Consider the following 20789-nt stretch of genomic DNA (forward strand, 5'->3'; position numbering starts at 1 on the left):
ATGCATGTCATTGACACGGGGGCAGCGCGCCCCGCGTTCCGGATTGGGCGCATCGAAGTGCTTCGAACTGCACATCGATGATGTCCGAACCGGTTAATCCACCGGGTCGCGCGAATGCATTGCGTTCGCATCGTCCGGCGGCAGCAGTTTCGAATCGCAAAGGGGGAACAGATGCATCGGATCATCATCGTAGGCGGCGGCGCGGGCGGCCTGGAACTGGCGACGCGGCTCGGCGACCGTTACGGCGCGCGCGGCAATCGTCCCGCGCGTGCGCTTGTCACGCTCGTCGACCGCAATCCGACCCACATCTGGAAACCGCTGCTGCACGAGGTTGCGGCCGGCAGCATGGATCCGTTCACGCAGGAGCTCGAATATGCGGCGCAGGCGCGCTGGCATGGCTTCGAGTTCCAGCAGGGCGGGTTGACCGGGCTCGACCGCGCGGCGAAGCGCATCACGCTGTCACCCATCAACGACAGCGACGGCGAGGAGTTGTTGCCGGCGCGCGAGCTGGAATATGACACGCTCGTGATTGCGATCGGCAGCACGACTCACTTCTTTGGCGTGCAGGGCGCAGCGGAAAACGCGATCGCGCTCGATACCGTTGGCGAGGCCGAGCGCTTCCGCAAGCGGCTGATCGCCGCGTGCATGCGCGCGGAGCATCAGGCGCCGGCGCCGACCGCGCCGGGTGAAGCGGCCGAGCCGCGCATCCAGGTCGCGATCGTCGGGGGCGGGGCGACCGGCGTCGAGCTGTCCGCCGAGCTGCGCAACACCGCGCAGGTGTTGTCGGCCTACGGGCTGCACAAGCTCGACCCGCGGCACGACGTCGGCATCGTGCTGATCGAATCGGGGCCGCGGATCCTCCCGGCTTTGCCGGAGCGCGTGTCGTCGGCGACTGCCGAACTGCTCGAAAAGATCGGCGTGCGGCTGATGCTCGCCGAGCGCGTGACCGAGGTGGCGCCCGGGGCCGTCCATACGGCGAGCGGCAAGACGGTGCGGGCCGACCTGACGGTCTGGGCCGCAGGCATCAAGGCCCCGGCCGTGCTTGCCAATCTCGATGGCCTCCAGGTCAACAAGCTCGGCCAGCTCGACGTGCGCCGCACGCTGCAGACCTTCACCGACGACAACGTGTTTGCGCTCGGCGATTGCGCGGCATGCGCATGGCCCGGCAACGAGCGCAACGTGCCGCCGCGCGCGCAGGCTGCGCACCAGCAGGCGAGCTTCCTGCTGAAGGCAATCGGCTGTCGACTCGACGGGCGCCCGCTGCCCGAATTCACCTATCGCGACCTCGGCTCGCTCGTGTCGCTTGGCCATTTCAGCGCGGTCGGCAACCTGATGGGCGGGCTGATCGGCGGCAACATGCTGATCGAGGGGCTGTTCGCGCGCTTCATGTACATGTCGTTGTACCGGATGCACATCGCCGCGCTGCACGGCTATCCGCGCATGATGCTCGACACGGTCGCGCACTGGCTGCGGCGTACGACGCTGCCGCGCGTCAAGCTGCACTGAGCGCGCGTTCGCGGGGGAAGCGGGCGGAGAGTGCGCATGTCGTGCGTGGTCTCCGCCCGTTGTTCCTTGCGAGTAGTTGGGCAGTCGGGCCCTCGTGCCGGCGTGTGACGGGCCAAATCGACCGCGTGTTTTTCGTTTCAATCGGCAAGCATCCGACCGCGCAACGGCGATCGGCATGCGGGCCGTTGCATCGCGATTCGACGGGTCGCCCGCGGTGCTTGGCGCGACGATCGACGGGCCGAATCAACCCGCCGTAATCGAGTCTTACATATCCGACAGTTGACGCGACAACGGATTATTGGGCATCTTGTCCGGGTTTCCGTTCGCGGCGGGGTGCCAACCGCCGCGACATCCGCGCCGCGCGCCGGCGCGATGCCCCGTCATGCCGAGTCCGAGATCGTGACGGCGGCCCCCAATCGAGGAGTGCATTCATGTTGAAACCCGAAGTCGACAGCCTGGTTCCCCACGTTCCGTTCTCGCGCCGCAAGTTCATGCAGGCCGCGCTGGGCGGTGCTTTCGCGGCGGCCGTGCTGCCTGTGTCGGCACAGACGGTCACGACCGACAGCGAAGGGCTGGACGTCGATACCGTCGAGATCCGCTCGGGCGACGCGAGCGTGCCCGCGTATCGCGCGCAGCCGAAGGACAAGACGAACCTGCCGGTCGTCATCGTGATCCACGAGATCTTCGGCGTGCACGCGCACATCGCCGATGTCTGCCGCCGCTTCGCGAAGCTCGGCTATCTCGCGATCGCGCCGGACCTGTTCGCGCGGCAGGGCAATGCGGAGAAGTATCCGACGATCAAGGATCTGGTCGAGCACATCGTCAGCAAGGTGCCGGACCGGCAGGTGACCGAGGATCTCGATGCGACCGTCGCGTGGGCCGGCAAGAACGGCGGCGACCTGTCGCGTCTCGGCGTGGTCGGGTTCTGTTGGGGCGGCCGCCAGAGCTGGTTGTATGCGGAGCACAACCCGCACGTGCGTGCGGCTGTTGCATGGTACGGGTTCGTCGAAGGCAAGACCGACGAGATGACGCCGTTCAACCCGGTCGATCATGCATCGTTGCTGAAGGTGCCCGTGCTCGGGCTGTATGGCGAGAAGGATGCGAACATCACGCAGGCGTCGCTCGCCGACATGCGCAAGGCAATCCAGACGAGCGATTCGAAGCTCGCACGCGAATCGGAGATCGTCGTGTACCCGGATGCCGGTCACGCGTTCTTTGCCGATTACCGGCCGAGCTATGTGAAGGCCGACGCGGAGGAGGGCTGGAAGCGCGCGATCGCGTGGCTCCGCAAGTACGGCGTGATGTAAACGGCAAGCGGCGGCATGGGCCGCCGCTTCGTTCCGACTGCGCCGTGCCGGCGCTTACGGCGTCGGGCCCGTTGCGATCGGCCGCGACGGATCGGCGCTCCATTCGCTCCACGAGCCCGGATACAGCGATGCGCCGTGCAGGCCTGCTACTTCCAGCGCCAGTGCGTTGTGGCATGCGGTCACACCGGAGCCGCATTGGAGGATCACGCGGTTCGGTTCGGTGCCCGCCAGCACGGCGGAAAACGCTTCGCGCAGTTCATGGCCGGTCTTGAAGCGGCCGTCGGCGGTCAGGTTGTCCTTGAAGAAGCGGTTGCGCGCGCCGGGGATGTGGCCGCCCACGCGATCGATCGTTTCGTTTTCGCCGCGGTAGCGATCGGGTGCGCGCGCATCGATCACGACACGCGTGGGTGCGTTCACGTTGGCGAGCACGGCTGCCGCGTCGACCGTCGATTCGAGCGGCGCGGCCGCACGAAAATCGCCGGCTGCCGGGTGCGGTACGTCGGCCGTCAGCGGCTGGCCGGCCGCTTCCCAGGCCTGCAGGCCGCCGTCGAGCACGGCAACCGAATCATGCCCAAGCCAGCGCAGCAGCCACCACAGGCGCGCCGCATAGGCGCCGCCTTGTGCGTCGTACGCGACGACCTGCTGGCCTTGCTTGAGGCCGCGGCTCGCGAGCAGCGTGGCGAGTGCGTCGCGGGTCGGCAGCGGATGGCGGCCGTTGGTGCCCGTCTTGCGGCCCGACAGGTCGCGGTCGAGGTGGAGGTATTGGGCGCCGGGGATGTGGCCTGCCGCATAGGCGGCCTCACCGGCGGCGGGATCGACGAGATCGAAGCGGCAGTCGAACAGCGCGACGCTGCCGGGCGCCGCCGCCAGGCGCTCGGCGAGATTGGCGGCGGAGATGAGCGTGGTGTAGTGAGTGTGTGGCATGACGGCTCCCTGGAGTGCGAATGGCCTGACATTCCAAGTCTAAACAAAAAAAGACGGGCCGAAGCCCGTCTTTTCGTCTGCCGGATGAGGTGCAGCGTCAAAGCGCCGCACCGGTAATCAAATGTCGCCGAGGTGGCGGCGCAGGAACTCGTGGAAGTGCTGCATGCCGTCTTCCATCGGGCTCTGGTACGGGCCGACCTGCGATTCGCCGCGTGCCATCAGCGCACGGCGGCCTGCGTCCATCCGCATCGCGATCTCGTCGTCCTCGACGGCCGTTTCCATATAGGCGGCGCGTTCGGCCTCGACGAATTCGCGTTCGAACAGCGCGATTTCCTCGGGGTAATAGAACTCGACGATGTTGGTCGTCTTTTGCGGGCCTCGCGGAATCAGCCACGACACGACGAGCACGTGCGGATACCACTCGATCATCAGGCCCGGGTAGTAGACCATCCAGATCGCGCCGAACTCCGGCGGCACGCCGTTGCGGAACTTCAGCACCTGCTCGTGCCATTTCTGGTAAGTCGCGCTGCCCGGTTTCGCGAGCGCGTTGTGCACGCCGACCGTCTGCACGCTGTACCAGTCGCCGAACTCCCACTTGAGGTCATCGCACGACACGAAGCTGCCGAGGCCCGGGTGGAACGGGACGACGTGGTAATCCTCGAGGTAGACCTCGATGAACGTCTTCCAGTTGTAATCGCACTCGTGCACTTCGACGTGATCGAAGAGGTACTCGGAGAAGTCGAAGTGATGCTTCGTGCCGAGGTGGGCGAGGTCGCGCGCGACATTCCGGCCCTCGGCCTCGAACAGCAGCCCCTGCCAGTTCTGCAGCGGGCTCTTGCCGAGGTTCAGGCACGGCTTGTCGGGGAAGTGCGGCGCGCCGAGCAACTCGCCTTCCAGATCGTACGTCCAGCGGTGCAGCGGGCACACGATGTTCTGCGTGTGGCCGCGCCCGTTGAGCATGATCGCCTGCCGGTGGCGGCAGACGTTCGACAGCAGTTCGATCTGGTTCGCCTGGTTGCGAACCAGCACGCGGCCTTCCTGCTCGGACGGCAACGCAAAATAATCCCCCGCCTCGGGCACCATCAACTCGTGCCCGACGTAACGAGGTCCTTTCTTGAATAGGGTTTCGATCTCGCGCTGGAGCAACGCCTCATCGAAATATGCAGTGACTGGAAGCTGGCTGTGAGCCGACTTCAACTGAAGCGCATCGCTCAGATTGGACATTCCCACTCCCGGTGTTAGCGTGAAAGCAGTGAACAACCCAACCATCGAAAAATCGATTTAGGGAAACGGGGAATTATACCCGGTTCGCCTCGCAAGGCTAGGATTAAGTGCCTGATTTGTGTCAATTTTTTGTCGGGCGACAATCGGCAGGCGCACAATGTGTGTCGAAGGTGGGGCCGGAATATGTACCCGGGCGCCACGACGGCAGGTCGGAAAATTCTCTTTTGCCGTAGAATGTCCGACTTGTTTTGAAATTTGACACCCTCGTCCATGGCGAAAACCGCATCCCCAGGCGCCACGCCGCCCGGCAATGGTACCGAACCGTTGCCGGACAATTACGAGACGGCGCTCGCGGAACTCGAGACGCTGGTTGCCCGGATGGAAGGCGGCGCGTTGAGCCTCGAGGATTCACTGACGGCGTATCGCCGCGGTGCGACCCTCGTTGCGTTTTGCCAACAGCAGCTCGAGAAAGTGGAGCAGCAGGTTCGCGTGCTCGACGGCGCGACGCTGAAGCCGCTTTCGTCCGGAACGGCCGCCACGGACGGCGAAGACGACGATCTATGACATTCGAACAATGGATGCGGTCCGTGCTTGACCGTGTCGAGGACGCACTCGGCCACTATTTGCCCGCTGAAACCGCGGTGCCGGAGAAACTCCACGAGGCGATGCGCTATGCGGTCCTCGGCGGCGGCAAACGCGTTCGCCCGCTGCTGTGCCATGCAGCAGGCGAACTGACCGGCGCGACCGAAGCGGCCCGCAATGCGGCGGCGGCGGCACTGGAGATGATCCACGTCTACTCGCTCGTGCACGACGACATGCCGTGCATGGACGACGACGCGCTGCGGCGCGGCAAGCCGACCGTGCACGTGCAGTACGACGAGCCGACGGCACTGCTCGTCGGTGATGCGCTGCAGTCGCAGGCGTTCATTGCGCTGACCGATGCGGCCGCGCTGTCGCCGGTGCAGCAGGCCGCGCTCGTGCGCGAGCTGGCGCTGGCAAGCGGCTCGATCGGCATGGCCGGCGGGCAGGCGATCGACCTAGCGAGCGTCGGCCTCAAGCTGACGCTCGAGCAGCTCGAGACGATGCACCGGAAGAAGACGGGCGCACTGCTGCGCGCGGCCGTGCGGATGGGCGCGCTGGCCGGCGAGACGCCGTCCGCGGAAACGATGGCGGCGCTCGATGTCTACGCGGGCGCCGTGGGTCTGGCCTTCCAGGTCGTCGACGACATTCTCGACGTCACGACCGATTCGGCGACGCTCGGCAAGACGGCCGGCAAGGATGCGGCGAACGACAAGCCGACCTATGTATCGATCCTCGGCCTCGACGCGTCGCGCGAGCTCGCAGCACAACTGCGCGCCGAAGCGCACGACGCGCTGAAACCGTTCGGCGCACGCGCACAGCGTCTGGCCGAACTTGCCGACCTGGTAGTGAACCGGGTCAGCTGACGCGAAAGCCCGCCGCCGCGCACCTGCTACGGTGCGTGCATCAGAATGCGGGCGCGTTTGATTTCCTACAATGGAACGACGATGTACGACTTGCTGAAAACCATCGACGACCCGGCGGATTTGCGCCGCCTCGATCGTCGCCAACTGCAACCGCTCGCGGATGAACTGCGCGCGTTCGTGCTCGACAGCGTGTCGAAGACGGGCGGCCATTTGTCGTCCAACCTCGGGACGGTCGAGCTGACGATCGCGTTGCACTACGTGTTCAACACGCCGAACGATCGGATCGTCTGGGACGTGGGCCACCAGACCTACCCGCACAAGATCCTGACGGGCCGCCGCGACCAGATGCATTCGCTGCGCCAGCAGGACGGCATCTCGGGCTTCCCGCGCCGCAGCGAATCCGAATACGACACGTTCGGCACCGCGCACTCGAGCACGTCGATCTCGGCCGCGCTCGGCATGGCGATCGGCAGTCAGTTGAACGGCGACGACCGCTTCTCGATCGCCGTGATCGGCGACGGCGCGATGACGGCCGGCATGGCGTTCGAGGCGATGAACAACGCGGGCGTGTCGGAAGACGCGAAAGTGCTCGTGATCCTGAACGACAACGACATGTCGATTTCGCCGCCGGTCGGCGCGCTGAATCGCCATCTCGCACGCCTGATGTCGGGCCGCTTCTATGCGGCTGCGCGCGCGGGCGTCGAGCGCGTGCTGAGCGTTGCGCCGCCGGTGCTCGAACTTGCACGCAAGCTCGAAGAGCACGCGAAGGGCATGGTCGTGCCGGCTACCCTGTTCGAAGAGTTCGGCTTCAACTACATCGGCCCGATCGACGGTCACGATCTCGATTCGCTGATCCCGACGCTGCAGAACATCCGCGAACTGCGCGGCCCGCAGTTCCTGCACGTGGTGACGAAGAAAGGCCAGGGCTACAAGCTCGCCGAAGCAGATCCCGTGCTCTACCACGGCCCCGGCAAGTTCAACCCGGCCGAAGGCATCAAGCCGTCGGCCACGCCCGCGAAGAAGACGTACACGCAGGTGTTCGGCGAATGGCTGTGCGACGAAGCCGAGCGCGATACGCGCGTCGTCGGCATCACGCCCGCGATGCGCGAAGGCTCGGGCATGGTCGAGTTCGAGAAGCGCTTCAAGGATCGCTACTACGACGTCGGCATCGCCGAGCAGCACGCGGTGACTTTCGCGGGCGGCATGGCAACCGAAGGCCTCAAGCCGGTTGTCGCGATCTACTCGACGTTCCTGCAGCGTGCCTACGACCAGCTGATCCACGACGTCGCGTTGCAGAACCTGCCGGTCGTGTTCGCGATCGACCGTGCCGGCCTCGTCGGCGCGGACGGCGCGACGCACGCGGGCGCGTACGATCTCGCGTTCATGCGCTGCATCCCGAACATGACGATCATGGCTGCGTCCGACGAGAACGAATGCCGCCAGATGCTGCACACGGCGCTGCAGCAGCCGAACCCGACCGCGGTGCGCTATCCGCGCGGCGCCGGCACGGGCGTGTCGACGGTGAAGGAATTCACCGAGATCCCGCTCGGCAAGGGTGAAGTGCGTCGCCAGACGTCGCAGCCGGAAGGCAAGCGCGTCGCAATCCTCGCGTTCGGCACGATGGTCGCGCCGTCGCTCGCCGCGGCCGAGGAGCTCGACGCAACCGTCGCGAACATGCGCTTCGTGAAGCCGATCGATGCGGCGCTCGTGCGCGAACTCGCCGAGACGCATGACTACGTCGTCACGGTCGAGGAAGGCTGCGTGATGGGTGGCGCGGGCTCGGCCTGCGTGGAAGCCCTGATGGAGAGTGGGGTTATCCGACCCGTACTACAATTGGGCCTCCCTGACCTGTTCATCGATCACGGCGACCCCGCGAAGCTGCTGTCGCAATGCGGCCTCGACGGCGCGGGTATCGCGAAATCGATTCGCGAACGCTTTCTGAATCCGGCGGCCGACGTCGCCGGTCAGGCGAAGCGCGTCGCATAAGCTGGCGCCGCCCGCGGGCGGTGTCGGTGCGACTGGCGCAACCGGTCTTCATTGATGCGGAAAACATGGGCCTGCGGGCCCATGTTGCTTTTCCGGCTGCCGCATGACGCGGCGTGCGCGTCGTCGAACGCGCGGCTTACAAGGATTGAACAAGATGAACCAGATGAATCCCGCCTTCGTGATGCCCGACGTGCAGAGCACGGTGGATACCCGCCAGATTCCGATTCAGCGTGTGGGCGTGAAGGCGGTCCGGCATCCGTTGACGGTGTGCACCGAAAGCGGCGACGTGCAGCCGACCGTCGGTGTCTGGAACCTCGATGTCCGCCTGCCGGCCGACCAGAAGGGCACGCACATGTCGCGCTTCGTCGCGCTGCTCGAAGAGAATCGCGCGCCGCTGACGGTCGAGCGTTTTCGCGCGATGCTCGCGTCGATGCTCGAGAAGCTGGAAGCCGAAGCCGGTCGCATCGAGGTCACGTTTCCGTACTTCGTGAACAAGACGGCGCCGGTGTCGGGCGTGCAGAGCCTGCTCGACTACGAAGTGACGCTCGCGGGCGAAAGCCGCAACGGGGATACGCGCCTGTTCCTGAAGGTGCTTGTGCCCGTGACGAGCCTGTGCCCGTGCTCGAAGAAGATCTCGCAGTACGGCGCGCACAACCAGCGCTCGCACGTGACGATCGACGCGGAGCTCGCAGCCGACCTGCCGGTCGAGGCGCTGATCCGCATCGCCGAGGAAGAGGCGTCGTGCGAGCTGTGGGGCCTGCTGAAGCGTCCGGACGAGAAGTTCGTTACCGAGCGCGCGTACGAGAACCCGAAGTTCGTCGAGGATCTCGTGCGTGACGTCGCGCAGCGTCTCGATGCGGACGAGCGTGTGGCGGCATACGTGCTCGAAGCCGAGAACTTCGAGTCGATCCACAATCACAGTGCGTATGCGCTGATCGAACGCGACAAGCGACAGGCTGCATAACGCCGCGGCGTTTTGTCGCGCCGATGAAGAAAGGCCGCTCATTTTTGAGCGGCCTTTCTGTTTGCCGGTGCGACGTTGCGTCGCGTGCGTGGCGCAGCTTAGCGCGCGAGCGACGCGAGATCCCAGCGCGGCTTCACCGTGAATGCGTAGTCGGCATTTGCCTGCTCGGGCCAGCGGGCGAGCCGCAACGCGCCTGCGAGCGCGATCATCGCGCCGTTGTCGGTGCAGAGCGCGAGATCGGGGTAATGCACATCGAAGCCGCGCTTGGCCGCGGCGGCCGACAGTGCCGCGCGTAGCTGGCGGTTCGCGCCGACCCCGCCCGCGACCACGAGCCGCTTGAGCTTTGTCTTCTTCAGTGCGGCGAGCGACTTGGCGACGAGCACGTCGACGGCCGCGTCGACGAAGCCGCGCGCAAGGTCGGCCTTCGCGCGTTCGAGTGCTTCACCTTCGAGCTTGGCCGCTTCGAACTTCTTCATCTGCGTGAGCACGGCGGTCTTCAGGCCGCTGAAGCTGAAGTCGAGGTCGCCCGAATGCAGCATCGGGCGCGGCAGCACGACCGCGCCCGGCGTGCCGGTCTCGGCGAGCTTCGACACTTCCGGGCCGCCCGGGTAGCCGAGGCCGATCAGCTTGGCCGTCTTGTCGAATGCTTCGCCGGCCGCGTCGTCGAGCGTTTCGCCGAGCGTCTCGTACACGCCGACGTCGGTCACGCGCATCAGTTGCGTGTGGCCGCCGGACACCAGCAGCGCGACGAACGGGAACGGCGGCGGCTGGTCGACGAGCAGCGGCGACAGCAAGTGGCCTTCGAGGTGATGGATGCCGACGGTCGGCTTGTTCCAGGCGAGCGCGAGCGCATTCGCGATGCTCGCGCCGACCAGCAGCGCGCCGGCGAGGCCGGGGCCCTGCGTGAACGCGATCGCGTCGATGTCGTCGCGGCGCGTGCCGCTTTGCGCCATCACTTCCTCGAGCAGCGGCAGCGCGCGGCGGATGTGGTCGCGCGATGCGAGCTCGGGCACGACGCCGCCGTATTCGCGGTGCATGGCGATCTGCGAGTGGAGCGCGTGCGCGAGCAGGCCGCGCTGCGTGTCGTAAAGCGCGAGGCCGGTTTCGTCGCAGGAGCTTTCGATGCCGAGAACGAGCATGGGTACGGGCAGGGCACGCCGTATCGGGCGCGCCGCGGGGAAGGTCGACGTAACCCAAAAGTATAGCAGGCGAGGGCCTGTCGCCGCTGGCAGCGGCCCGGGCCGGATGCCGGGCAGGTACAATCCGCGCCATGGAAACTTATGACATCGCCGTGATCGGCGCGGGCGCCGCCGGAATGATGAGCGCCGCGGTTGCCGGGCAACTCGGCCGCCGCGTCGTGCTGATCGATCACGCGCCGCGGCTCGCGGAGAAGATCCGCATCTCGGGTGGCGGCCGCTGCAACTTCACGAATCTGTACGCCGGCCCCGACAACTATCTGTCGTCGAATCCGCATTTCGCGCGCTCGGCGCTGGCGCGTTATACGCCGCGCGACTTCCTCGGGCTGCTCAAGCGCCATCACGTGACCTGGCACGAAAAGCACAAGGGCCAGCTCTTTTGCGACCACGGCAGCGACGCGATCATCGACGTGTTGAAGCACGAGTGCGACGCGGGCGGTATCGCGTGGCGCCGGCCCGTGGTCGTCGACGCGGTGCGCCACGCGCCGTCCGACGGCTTCACGCTCGACACGCAGCAGGCGGGGACGATCGGTGCGCGCGCACTGATCATCGCGACCGGCGGCCTGTCGATCCCGAAGATCGGCGCGACCGACTTCGGCTACCGGATCGCCAAGCAGTTCGGTCACAAGCTCATCGATACGCGGCCCGCGCTCGTGCCGTTGACGTTCGCGCAGCAGGACTGGGAGCCGTTCGCGGCGTTGTCCGGCGTATCGCTCGAGGTGCGCGTCTCGACCGGCGACAAGAAGCGCGGCGGCGAATTCGTCGAGGATCTGCTGCTGACTCATCGCGGCCTGTCCGGGCCCGGGATCCTGCAGATCTCGAGTTACTGGCAGCCTGGCGACCCGATTCGCGTCGATCTGTTGCCGCAGCGCGATACGGTGGCCGACCTGCTCGACGCGAAGCGCACGTCGAAACGCCAGATCGGTTCGCTGCTCGCGGACTGGGTGCCGTCGCGCCTCGCGCATGCGTGGCTCGACACGCATCGCGTCGCGGCCGACGCGCGGCTCGCGGACCTGCCCGACAAGACGCTGCGCCAGATCGGCGACGCGCTGTCCGGCTGGACGCTGACGCCGAACGGCACCGAGGGCTACAAGAAGGCCGAAGTGACGAAGGGTGGGGTCGATACGCGTGATCTATCGTCGGCGACGATGATGAGCGCGCGCGTACCGGGGCTGTTCTTCGTCGGCGAGGCGGTGGACGTGACGGGTTGGCTCGGCGGCTACAACTTTCAGTGGGCGTGGGCGTCGGGCACGGCGGCCGGACAGGCGGCGGCCGAGTATTCGCGCGGTGCCTGACGGCGCCGGGGCGACGCCATTTTGACGGAACCCGTCCCCGTGCCTTTAGGCAATCGCTCTGCTATACTCGGTAGTCTTTCCTTGCAAACCTTTATTCGTGTCGGATCATGACGATCATTCGCGTTAAAGAGAACGAGCCGTTCGAAGTTGCAATGCGTCGCTTCAAGCGCACGATCGAGAAGAACGGTCTGCTGACCGAGCTTCGGGCGCGCGAGTTTTACGAGAAGCCGACCGCGGAGCGCAAGCGCAAGAAGGCTGCTGCAGTGAAGCGTCATTACAAGCGCATCCGCAGCCAGACACTGCCGAAGAAGCTGTACTGAACGATTGGGCGCCGCGCGGTTCGCTGAGCGGCGCACCGGCGACTCCGTGCGATCAGGTGATCGCGAAAGATCGAGCATGATCGTGCGACCGATCAGGCGAGCCGCCGATGCCGGATTCGAGCAACCCGCTTGAGACATTGTCCCAAGCGGGTTTTTGTGTTGACGCCCTTGCCGGGCGTCGGATTCACGTTTCCTTCCCGGGTGAAAGATGAGTTTGAAAGAGCAGATCAGCGAAGACATGAAGGCCGCGATGCGCGCGAAGGAAAGCGAGCGTCTGGCAACGATTCGCCTGCTGATGGCCGCGATCAAGCAGCGCGAAGTCGACGATCAGATCACCCTCGACGATGCGGGCATCACGGCCGTGATCGACAAGATGATCAAGCAGCGCAAGGATTCGATCAGCCAGTTCCAGGCCGCCAGCCGTGATGATCTCGTCGCGAAGGAGCAGGCCGAACTGGTCGTGCTGAGCGGCTACATGCCCGAGCAGCTGTCGGAGGCCGAGGTGGCCGCCGAAGTCCAGGCAGCGGTCGCGCAGACGGGCGCCGCCGGCCCGCAGGACATGGGCAAGGTGATGGGCGTGCTGAAGGGCAAGCTCGCCGGCCGCGCCGACATGACGGCCATTTCCGCGCTGGTCAAGGCCGCGGTCACGAAGTAACACCGGTTTCCCCGGCGCGCGCGATGCGTGCGCCGGGGTGTCGTATTGTCTTTTTTTGCTCGATCCCACGGTGATTCCGCATTCGTTCCTGCAGGACTTGCTGAACCGCGTCGATATCGTCGACGTGGTGGGCAAGTACGTGCAGCTCAAGAAGGGCGGCGCCAATTTCATGGGGCTGTGCCCGTTCCATAACGAGAAGAGTCCGTCGTTTACCGTCAGCCCGACCAAGCAGTTCTATCACTGCTTCGGTTGCGGGGCTCACGGCACGGCGATCGGCTTCCTGATGGAACACGCGGGGCTCACATTCCCGGAGGCCGTGCAGGATCTCGCGCAGTCCGTCGGGCTGACCGTGCCGCACGAGCCGTCGATGCGTGGCGGCGGTGGGGGCGGCGGTGGCGGTGACTATCCGGCGCCCGTGTCGAAATCGGTCGCAACCGCGTTGTCCGATGCGATGACCGCTGCATGCGACTACTACCGCAAGCAGTTGCGCGGCGCGACTGTCGCGATCCAGTACCTGAAGAACCGGGGCCTGACCGGCGAGATTGCCGCGCGCTTCGGGCTCGGTTATGCGCCGGACGGCTGGCAGAACCTCGAGGCCGCGTTCCCTGATTATCGCGACGAGTCGCTCGTCGAGTCGGGGCTCGTGATCGTCAGCGAGAAGACCGATGCGCAGGGCGTCGCGCGCCGCTACGACCGGTTCCGCGAGCGGATCATGTTCCCGATCCGTAACGTGAAGGGCCAGGTGATCGGCTTCGGCGGGCGCGTGCTCGGCAGCGGCGAGCCGAAGTACCTGAATTCGCCTGAAACCCCGCTGTTCAACAAGGGCAGCGAGCTGTACGGCCTGTTCGAGGCGCGGCTCGCGATTCGCGAGCGCAAGTACGTGCTGGTCGTCGAAGGCTACATGGATGTCGTCGCGCTCGCCCAGCTCGGGTTCCCGAACGCGGTCGCGACGCTCGGCACCGCGTGCACGCCGATTCACGTGCAGAAGCTGCTGCGCCAGACCGATACGGTCATTTTCAGCTTCGACGGCGATTCGGCCGGGCGGCGCGCGGCCCGGCGCGCGCTCGAGGCCTGCCTGCCGCATGCGGGGGACAACCGCACGATCCGGTTCCTTTTTCTGCCGGCCGAGCACGATCCGGACAGCTATGTGCGCGAGTTCGGCGAGGCGGCGTTCTCCGAGCAGATCGAGCGCGCGATGCCGTTGTCGCAATTTTTGCTGAACGAAGCAATTGCCGGTAAGGCGCTCGATCAGCCGGAAGGGCGTGCGAAGGCGCTGTTCGATGCGAAGCCGTTGTTGCAGGCGCTGCCTGCGAACGCGTTGCGCGCGCAGATCATGCACATGTTCGCCGACCGCCTCGACATCCCGTTCGAAGAGGTCGCGGCGCTGTCCGACGTCGACACGCGGATCGCGGCACCGCCGCGCCAGGCGCCCCCGCGCAGCGAGCGGCGCCGCGTGACGGACAGTGAAAAGCGGGCATTGCGCACGCTGGTGATGCATCCGCGCATCGCGTCGCAGCTCGACGATGAGCAGTTGGCGACCCTGCGCGCATTGCCGCGCATCGGCGAGCTGTTCGCGGAAGTCGTCGATCATGCGCGCGCGCTGGGCGAAGGCGCGGAGTTCCGGCTGCTGTCGGATGTCCTGCGGACGTCCTCGAATGGAGCGACTTACGAGGAAATCTTCCGCGAAATTCTGGACTATGATGAAAACGTCCGTGACTTGCTGTTACAGAATCCGGAAGACGAGACGGTGCCCGAGCGGCAGCGTGAACAGGAACGGATCGCGGGGGAGGAACTGCAGGCAGCGGTGCTCAAGATGCGTTACGACGCCTGCTGCGACCGGCTTGACAGGCTGGCGCGGCAATCTGCCTTCACACCCGAGGAATTGGCCGAATTGACGGAATTGAACCAGCAGCGGACCGACATGAAGCGTCGGCTCGGGCTGTAGGCGGCTGGAGAGCTTAGAGAGGGCTCCCCAGCGTGCTATAATATAAGGTTTCCAGCGGTTTGTTTTCTAAGCAGAGGCGAGAATCGCGATGGCAAAGACGACAGGCGGAAAGAAAGCAACAGGCAAGGGCTCGACGGAGCCGACCAAAAAGGTCACAGCGGCCAAGTCTGCTTCTTCCACCAGGACAACGTCTTCAGCCACGTCAGCCCCGGCAGGAAAGAAAACCGCGGCCGGCACTGCTCAGGCTGCGCCGGCGCCGGCAGCCAGAACACGGGCTGCCGCCAGACCCGACTCCGGGCCGGCCAAGCCGGCGGCGAAGCGGGCAAGTGCGAAAAGCGCAAGGGACACGACTGCCGCCGCGGACGAAACGGCAGTACGTACTACTCATGCACCCACGGTTCAACCGGCTGTCGTCCAGCAGCCGCGAGTCGATATAGCCGGTACGGCGAACTCCATGACCAAAAAGCTGAACGAAGTATCCGTCGAAGACGACGCAAATCAGAGCGACGAGCAGCCCGCAGCAGCGGCGGCTGCACCGGGCAAATCCAAGGTGCGCGATCGTCGCGCCAAGGAAAAGGCGCTGCTGAAGGAAGCGTTCGCGACGAGCACGCCGGGTACGGCCGAGGAGCTCGAAGAGCGCCGCGTGAAACTGCGCGCGCTGATCAAGCTCGGCAAGGAGCGCGGCTTCCTGACGTACGCCGAAATCAACGACCACCTGCCGGACAACTTCACCGAGACCGAAGCCCTCGAGGGCATCATCGGCACGTTCAACGACATGGGCGTGGCGGTCTACGAGCAGGCGCCGGACGCGGAAACGCTGCTCCTGAACGACAACGCGCCTGCCGCGTCGTCGGACGATGAAGTCGAAGAGGAAGCGGAAGTCGCGCTGTCCACCGTCGATTCCGAATTCGGCCGCACGACCGATCCGGTCCGGATGTACATGCGTGAAATGGGCACGGTCGAGCTGCTCACGCGCGAAGGCGAAATCGAGATCGCGAAGCGGATCGAGGACGGCCTGCGTCACATGGTGATGGCCATCTCCGCGTGCCCGACGACGATCGCCGACATCCTCGCGATGGCCGAACGCGTTGCGAACGAAGAGATCCGCGTCGACGAGCTCGTCGACGGCCTGCTCGATCCGAATGCTTCGGACTCCGCCGATACCGACGGCTTCTCCGCGAAGGAAGCGGAAGCCATCGAGAACGAGGACGAGGAAGCCGAAGAGGAAGAGGAAGAAGAGGAAGAGGAGGAAGATGACGGTGCCGCGCAGGCATCGGCCAACGCCGCCCAGCTCGAAGCCCTCAAGCGTGCGTCGCTCGAGAAGTTCTCGCAGATCAGCGAGTGGTTCGACAAGATGCGCCGCGCGTTCGAAAAGGAAGGCTACAAGTCGAAGGCCTACCTGAAGGCGCAGGAAACGATCCAGAGCGAACTGATGACGATCCGCTTCACCGCGCGTACCGTCGAACGCCTGTGCGACACGCTGCGTGCGCAGGTGGACGAAGTGCGTCAGGTCGAACGCCAGATCCTGCACATCGTCGTCGACAAGTGCGGCATGCCGCGCTCGGAATTCATCGCGCGCTTCCCGGGCAGCGAGACCGATCTCGACTGGGCCGAGAAGATCATGGCCGAAGGCCATTCGTACAGCGCGGTGCTGTCGCGTAACATCCCGGCGATCCGCGAACAGCAGCAGCGCCTGCTCGACCTGCAGGCGCGCGTCGTGCTGCCGCTGAAGGACCTGAAGGAAACCAACCGCCAGATGGCGGCCGGCGAACTGAAGGCGCGCCAGGCGAAGCGCGAAATGACCGAGGCGAACCTGCGTCTCGTGATCTCGATCGCGAAGAAGTACACGAACCGCGGCCTGCAGTTCCTCGACCTGATCCAGGAAGGCAACATCGGCCTGATGAAGGCAGTGGACAAGTTCGAATACCGTCGTGGCTACAAGTTCTCGACCTATGCGACGTGGTGGATCCGTCAGGCCATCACGCGCTCGATCGCGGACCAGGCGCGCACGATCCGTATTCCGGTTCACATGATCGAGACGATCAACAAGATGAACCGCATCTCGCGGCAGATCCTGCAGGAAACCGGTCTCGAGCCGGATCCGGCAACGCTCGCCGAGAAGATGGAGATGCCGGAAGACAAGATCCGCAAGATCATGAAGATCGCGAAGGAGCCGATCTCGATGGAAACGCCGATCGGTGACGACGACGATTCCCATCTCGGCGACTTCATCGAGGACACCAACACGGTCGCGCCGGCGGATGCCGCGCTGCATGCGAGCATGCGCGACGTCGTGAAGGACGTGCTCGATTCGCTGACGCCGCGCGAGGCGAAGGTGCTGCGGATGCGCTTCGGTATCGAGATGAGCACCGATCACACGCTCGAGGAAGTCGGCAAGCAGTTCGACGTTACGCGTGAGCGGATCCGTCAGATCGAGGCCAAGGCGCTGCGCAAGCTGCGTCACCCGAGCCGTTCCGACAAGCTGAAGTCGTTCCTCGAAGGGAACTGATTTCCGCGTTTCTCCTGCGAACGCCGCCGGTATCCACGTGATGCCGGTGGCGTTTCTCCCCTTTGTTGTTACAATGCCGGCCCGGCTTCTTCGTCGGGGTAGCGTGTGACACGCTTTGCTTCTCATCAGGGCTTGTAGCTCAGCGGTTAGAGCAGTCGACTCATAATCGATTGGTCGCGGGTTCGAACCCCGCCGGGCCCACCAGATTTCATGTGCGCGTTCGCGCAGCATGCCGAAAACCCGCGATGGCTTCATGCGTCGCGGGTTTTTCTTTGTGCGGATGCGAGACGAGTGTCGTAATCAGGAAAGTACCGAGAGGGTGCCGCGTCGCCGTCAATCGAAGTATGCTGTAGCGCGGCCGTTTCACACGCGATACCGATTGCGGCCGAAGGCAAGCCAAACAGCCCCGCGATCCATCCGGCGGCAAGAACAAACAGACTTCGGCCGGGAGTGGGACGGCAATCATGACCATGCTGCGTTCGTGGGGTGCGCTTCTTTCGTTGCTGGCGCTCGTTGCATGCGCGAGCCTGCCCCCGCAGGCCGAACGCGTGCCGACGCACGCGTACACCGATACGGACGACACGCGGCTGGGCGTCGCGTTCCAGAAGCAGGCCAGTGCGCACCCCGGGCAGGACGCGTTTCATCTGCTGACCGATCCGGTCGACGCGCTGGATGCGCGCGTGTTGCTCGCCGATCGCGCGGACCGCTCGCTCGACCTTCAGTACTACATCTGGCATGACGACCTGACCGGGCACGAGCTGGCCGCCGCGATCATCCGCGCGGCCGATCGCGGCGTGCGCGTGCGTGTGCTGCTCGACGACCTCGGCACGAACGCGGACGACCGCAAGCTGCTCGAGATCAGTTCACATCCGAACATCGAGATCCGGCTCTTCAACCCGGTTGCCACGCGCCGGTTCAAGAAGATCGGCACCGTGTTCGAGTTCTCGCGCATCAACCGGCGCATGCACAACAAGGCGATGATCGCGGACAACCAGGCAGCGATCGTCGGTGGCCGCAATATCGGCGACGAGTATTTCGGCGCATCGTCGATGCTGGAGTTTGGCGATCTCGACGTCGTCGTTCGCGGCCCGGTCGTGAAGGACATCTCGACCGAATTCGATACGTTCTGGAATTCCCCGTATGCGTATCCGATCAGCGCGCTGGTCGGGCATGATGCGGCGCCTGGCGGGCTGGACCGCGAGCGCGAACGGTTGCGCGACTACCTGAGGGCCATGGAAGACAATCCGTACGTGCTCGAGGCCAGGCAGCGGCTCGACCAGATCGTTCATGGGCAGGGCACCGAACTGTCGTGGGGGCACGCGACGGTGCTGTACGACGATCCGTCGAAGATCGCACACGCGCCGAAGGACAGCGACGGGCACCTGATGCCGCAGTTGCGGGCGCTCGCGTTGCAGCCTGAACATGACCTGCTGATCGTGTCGCCGTATTTCGTGCCGGGCAAGGAGGTCGTCGAGCGGCTGCGCGCGCTCACGGCGCGCGGTGTGCGTGTGACGGTACTGACCAACTCGCTCGCGTCGACCGACGTGGCGGCCGTCCATGCGGGCTACCGGCACTACCGAAGCGATCTCGTGGCCGCCGGCGTGCGGCTTTACGAGCGGCGGCCATCGGGTGACAAGAGTATCTCGAAGCAGGTCATCATCGGGTCGTCGCGTGCGTCGTTGCATGCAAAGACCTACGTGTTCGATCACAAGAGCATTTTCATCGGGTCGATGAATCTCGATCCGCGTTCGCTGAATCTCAATACGGAAATCGGCGTTTACTGCGAGAGTCCGGCGATTGCGTCGCAGGTGGCCAACGATCTGGAGGCACGGCTCGATCGGATCGCGTGGCGGGTCGAGCTGAGGACCGATCCGGCGGGCAAAGGGCAGCTCAAGTGGATTCAGACCGATTCGGACGGGAAGGTCACCGAGCGCGATCACGAACCGGAAGTGTCCACCGCGCGGCGGATGGAAGTCTGGTTCCTCGGGCTGTTTCCGCTCGAGTCGCAACTGTGAGCAACGATGCCGCGCGCGACACTCAGCAACGCGTGCGGCCGTGCTGCTCGATGACGGCCGCGAGCTGCCTCGTCGCGGTCTCGATCGTCGTGTCGCTCAGCCCCGAGTATCCGAGCACGAAGCCGTTGTACGGCCGTCCGTCGCCGACCCGGTAGCTGCTCAGCGGCTGAAGCAGCAGGCCATGCGCGGCTGCGGCGCGGGCGACGTCGGTATCGTGCAGCGGCATCGCGAGATCGGCCGACAGATGCATGCCGCCCGGGCTTTCGCGAACGCTCAGCACGGCGCCGAGGTGACGGGCGAGTGCGGCTTCGAGGCTGCTCCGCCGCTCGGCGTACAGCGTCCTCATCCTGCGCAGGTGTCGTGCAAAAAGGCCGGTATCGATGAATTCGGCCATCGCCAGTTGATCGGCCGAGTGGCCGCGATGGACGAGTTCGCGCAGCGTGCGGGTGAAGCGGTCGACCAGCGTCGGTGGTACCACCATGAAGCCGAGCCGGAGGGCGGGAAACATCGTCTTGCTGAAGGTGCCGAGATAGCAGACCGGTGCGTCGGCATCGAGGCCCTGGATCGCGGGCAGCGGCTGGCCGCCGTGGCGGAACTCGCTGTCGTAATCGTCCTCGATGATCCACGCGCCGCACGCACGTGCGTGCTCGACGAGCGCCGCGCGACGACGGGGGCTCATCAGCGCGCCGAGCGGGTATTGGTGCGACGGTGTCGTATAGATCAGCCGGGGCGGGCGGGTGCGCCACTGTTCGTCGGTTGGTGCCATGCCTTCGTGGTCGACCTCGATCGGCACGAGCTCCAGGCCGGTCGACCGGAATGCGGTTCGGGCGCCGTTGTAGCAGGGGTTCTCGAGCCAGCCATATTCACCGGGATTCGCGAGCATGCGCGCGCACAGTTCGAGGCTGCTTTGCGTGCCGTCGGTGATGAATACCTGGCCTGTTTCGCAGCGCACGCCGCGCGAGACCCGGATGTAGGCGGCCACGGCACGCCGCAACTCGGGCAGCCCTTCGACCGGGCCGTAGGCGAGCTGCGCGGGCTTGATGACTTTCCACGCGCGCTCGATGCAACGGCGCCACTGGGTGACGGGGAATTCATCGAGCGAAGGGAGGCCGGGAACGAACGGCAGCATGCGTTCGGGTTCGGGATCGGCGTTCTCCAGCCCGTGCACGCGCTCGGCCAATCGAACCGGGGCCGGGCCGCGTTCGGGCCCTGCGCCAGGCCGGTAGCATCCGTCCCATAACGTGATCGTGCCGTTGCGCGTGGCCGCCACGAAGCCTTCCTCGGCAAGGCGCTCGTACGCATAGACCGCCGAGTTGCGCGCGATGCCCAGCTCGGCCGCGAGCACGCGCGTCGATACGAGTCGCGTGCCGGGCGGGATGTGCCCGTCCAGCAGCAGGTTGCGCAGGCTCCGGTACAGGGCTTCCTGCTGGCTGTGTCGTGTCGTGCCGTCCTGTCTGGAAAGCGATGAGACGAGCAGCGCGAGATCCATGGGCTGGTT

The 20789-nt window shown here is 65.4% G+C and carries 16 protein-coding genes and 1 tRNA gene; 13 read left to right on the forward strand and 4 right to left on the reverse strand.

Going from position 1 to position 20789, the window contains the following annotated elements:
* Nucleotides 1–171: 171 nt before the first annotated feature.
* Nucleotides 172–1506 carry an NAD(P)/FAD-dependent oxidoreductase gene (locus tag CFB34_RS07850; protein WP_089442990.1) on the forward strand — a complete coding sequence of 445 codons (1335 nt, stop codon included), beginning with the start codon at nucleotides 172–174 and terminating at the stop codon, nucleotides 1504–1506.
* A gap of 431 nt (nucleotides 1507–1937) precedes the next feature.
* Nucleotides 1938–2813 (forward strand): dienelactone hydrolase family protein, encoded by an 876-nt coding sequence (locus CFB34_RS07855; RefSeq protein ID WP_089442989.1) that lies wholly within the window; start codon nucleotides 1938–1940, stop codon nucleotides 2811–2813.
* Nucleotides 2814–2867: 54 nt separating this feature from the next.
* Here CFB34_RS07855 and CFB34_RS07860 read toward each other — a convergent pair whose 3' ends face one another.
* Complete coding sequence (locus CFB34_RS07860; protein WP_069251090.1) at nucleotides 2868–3737, reverse strand: sulfurtransferase; 870 nt, start codon at nucleotides 3735–3737, stop codon at nucleotides 2868–2870.
* A 117-nt stretch (nucleotides 3738–3854) separates the two neighbouring features.
* The gene (locus CFB34_RS07865; RefSeq protein WP_089442988.1) at nucleotides 3855–4961 is read right to left on the reverse strand and encodes an aromatic ring-hydroxylating dioxygenase subunit alpha; all 1107 of its coding nucleotides are present in this window, start codon (nucleotides 4959–4961) and stop codon (nucleotides 3855–3857) included.
* Nucleotides 4962–5231: 270 nt separating this feature from the next.
* Here CFB34_RS07865 and CFB34_RS07870 point away from each other — a divergent pair, with 270 nt between their 5' ends.
* The 4 genes from CFB34_RS07870 to folE2 all read left to right on the forward strand — a co-directional run bounded on the left by CFB34_RS07870 (nucleotide 5232) and on the right by folE2 (nucleotide 9356).
* A complete protein-coding gene (locus CFB34_RS07870; RefSeq protein ID WP_027791079.1) occupies nucleotides 5232–5525 on the forward strand; it encodes an exodeoxyribonuclease VII small subunit in 294 nt (97 codons plus the stop codon).
* Entirely contained in the window at nucleotides 5522–6406 is an 885-nt protein-coding gene (locus CFB34_RS07875; protein WP_089442987.1) for a polyprenyl synthetase family protein, read from the forward strand. Before CFB34_RS07870 ends, CFB34_RS07875 begins: the two co-directional genes overlap by 4 nt.
* A gap of 81 nt (nucleotides 6407–6487) precedes the next feature.
* Nucleotides 6488–8392 (forward strand): 1-deoxy-D-xylulose-5-phosphate synthase, encoded by a 1905-nt coding sequence (gene dxs / locus CFB34_RS07880; protein ID WP_089442986.1) that lies wholly within the window; start codon nucleotides 6488–6490, stop codon nucleotides 8390–8392.
* A gap of 154 nt (nucleotides 8393–8546) precedes the next feature.
* Entirely contained in the window at nucleotides 8547–9356 is an 810-nt protein-coding gene (folE2, locus tag CFB34_RS07885; RefSeq protein ID WP_011355803.1) for a GTP cyclohydrolase FolE2, read from the forward strand.
* A gap of 98 nt (nucleotides 9357–9454) precedes the next feature.
* On the opposite strand, the gene tsaD is transcribed toward folE2, so the two are convergent.
* Nucleotides 9455–10495: a tRNA (adenosine(37)-N6)-threonylcarbamoyltransferase complex transferase subunit TsaD gene (gene tsaD / locus CFB34_RS07890; protein ID WP_089442985.1), complete on the reverse strand. Its 1041-nt coding sequence runs from the start codon at nucleotides 10493–10495 to the stop codon at nucleotides 9455–9457.
* A gap of 131 nt (nucleotides 10496–10626) precedes the next feature.
* Here tsaD and CFB34_RS07895 point away from each other — a divergent pair, with 131 nt between their 5' ends.
* The 7 genes from CFB34_RS07895 to CFB34_RS07925 all read left to right on the forward strand — a co-directional run bounded on the left by CFB34_RS07895 (nucleotide 10627) and on the right by CFB34_RS07925 (nucleotide 19291).
* Complete coding sequence (locus CFB34_RS07895; RefSeq protein ID WP_089442984.1) at nucleotides 10627–11847, forward strand: NAD(P)/FAD-dependent oxidoreductase; 1221 nt, start codon at nucleotides 10627–10629, stop codon at nucleotides 11845–11847.
* Between the two features lie 107 nt (nucleotides 11848–11954).
* Complete coding sequence (gene rpsU / locus CFB34_RS07900; protein ID WP_006479415.1) at nucleotides 11955–12167, forward strand: 30S ribosomal protein S21; 213 nt, start codon at nucleotides 11955–11957, stop codon at nucleotides 12165–12167.
* A gap of 208 nt (nucleotides 12168–12375) precedes the next feature.
* Nucleotides 12376–12822, forward strand: coding sequence for a GatB/YqeY domain-containing protein (locus CFB34_RS07905; protein WP_089442983.1), 447 nt, complete (start codon nucleotides 12376–12378; stop codon nucleotides 12820–12822).
* A 70-nt stretch (nucleotides 12823–12892) separates the two neighbouring features.
* Nucleotides 12893–14767 carry a DNA primase gene (gene dnaG, locus CFB34_RS07910; RefSeq protein WP_089442982.1) on the forward strand — a complete coding sequence of 625 codons (1875 nt, stop codon included), beginning with the start codon at nucleotides 12893–12895 and terminating at the stop codon, nucleotides 14765–14767.
* An 88-nt stretch (nucleotides 14768–14855) separates the two neighbouring features.
* Entirely contained in the window at nucleotides 14856–17276 is a 2421-nt protein-coding gene (gene rpoD, locus CFB34_RS07915) for an RNA polymerase sigma factor RpoD (RefSeq protein WP_089442981.1), read from the forward strand.
* 128 nt (nucleotides 17277–17404) lie between these two features.
* Nucleotides 17405–17480 (forward strand) — tRNA-Ile (locus CFB34_RS07920).
* Nucleotides 17481–17740: 260 nt separating this feature from the next.
* Nucleotides 17741–19291 (forward strand): phospholipase D family protein, encoded by a 1551-nt coding sequence (locus tag CFB34_RS07925; protein WP_089442980.1) that lies wholly within the window; start codon nucleotides 17741–17743, stop codon nucleotides 19289–19291.
* A gap of 22 nt (nucleotides 19292–19313) precedes the next feature.
* Here the strand turns inward: CFB34_RS07925 and CFB34_RS07930 are convergent, their stop codons facing one another.
* Nucleotides 19314–20780, reverse strand: coding sequence for a PLP-dependent aminotransferase family protein (locus CFB34_RS07930; protein WP_089442979.1), 1467 nt, complete (start codon nucleotides 20778–20780; stop codon nucleotides 19314–19316).
* Nucleotides 20781–20789 lie beyond the last annotated feature (9 nt).

The organism is Burkholderia sp. HI4860 (genome assembly GCF_002223045.2).
In the GTDB taxonomy this organism is placed as follows: domain Bacteria; phylum Pseudomonadota; class Gammaproteobacteria; order Burkholderiales; family Burkholderiaceae; genus Burkholderia.

Excerpts from the sequence above, each read along its gene's own strand:
- CFB34_RS07850 (WP_089442990.1), top strand. The coding sequence starts at position 172 with ATGCATCGGATCATCATCGTAGGCGGCGGCGCGGGCGGCCTGGAACTG.
- CFB34_RS07855 (WP_089442989.1), top strand. The coding sequence starts at position 1,938 with ATGTTGAAACCCGAAGTCGACAGCCTGGTTCCCCACGTTCCGTTCTCG.
- CFB34_RS07860 (WP_069251090.1), bottom strand. The coding sequence starts at position 3,737 with ATGCCACACACTCACTACACCACGCTCATCTCCGCCGCCAATCTCGCC.
- CFB34_RS07865 (WP_089442988.1), bottom strand. The coding sequence starts at position 4,961 with ATGTCCAATCTGAGCGATGCGCTTCAGTTGAAGTCGGCTCACAGCCAG.
- CFB34_RS07870 (WP_027791079.1), top strand. The coding sequence starts at position 5,232 with ATGGCGAAAACCGCATCCCCAGGCGCCACGCCGCCCGGCAATGGTACC.
- CFB34_RS07875 (WP_089442987.1), top strand. The coding sequence starts at position 5,522 with ATGACATTCGAACAATGGATGCGGTCCGTGCTTGACCGTGTCGAGGAC.
- dxs (WP_089442986.1), top strand. The coding sequence starts at position 6,488 with ATGTACGACTTGCTGAAAACCATCGACGACCCGGCGGATTTGCGCCGC.
- folE2 (WP_011355803.1), top strand. The coding sequence starts at position 8,547 with ATGAACCAGATGAATCCCGCCTTCGTGATGCCCGACGTGCAGAGCACG.
- tsaD (WP_089442985.1), bottom strand. The coding sequence starts at position 10,495 with ATGCTCGTTCTCGGCATCGAAAGCTCCTGCGACGAAACCGGCCTCGCG.
- CFB34_RS07895 (WP_089442984.1), top strand. The coding sequence starts at position 10,627 with ATGGAAACTTATGACATCGCCGTGATCGGCGCGGGCGCCGCCGGAATG.
- rpsU (WP_006479415.1), top strand. The coding sequence starts at position 11,955 with ATGACGATCATTCGCGTTAAAGAGAACGAGCCGTTCGAAGTTGCAATG.
- CFB34_RS07905 (WP_089442983.1), top strand. The coding sequence starts at position 12,376 with ATGAGTTTGAAAGAGCAGATCAGCGAAGACATGAAGGCCGCGATGCGC.
- rpoD (WP_089442981.1), top strand. The coding sequence starts at position 14,856 with ATGGCAAAGACGACAGGCGGAAAGAAAGCAACAGGCAAGGGCTCGACG.
- CFB34_RS07925 (WP_089442980.1), top strand. The coding sequence starts at position 17,741 with ATGACCATGCTGCGTTCGTGGGGTGCGCTTCTTTCGTTGCTGGCGCTC.
- CFB34_RS07930 (WP_089442979.1), bottom strand. The coding sequence starts at position 20,780 with ATGGATCTCGCGCTGCTCGTCTCATCGCTTTCCAGACAGGACGGCACG.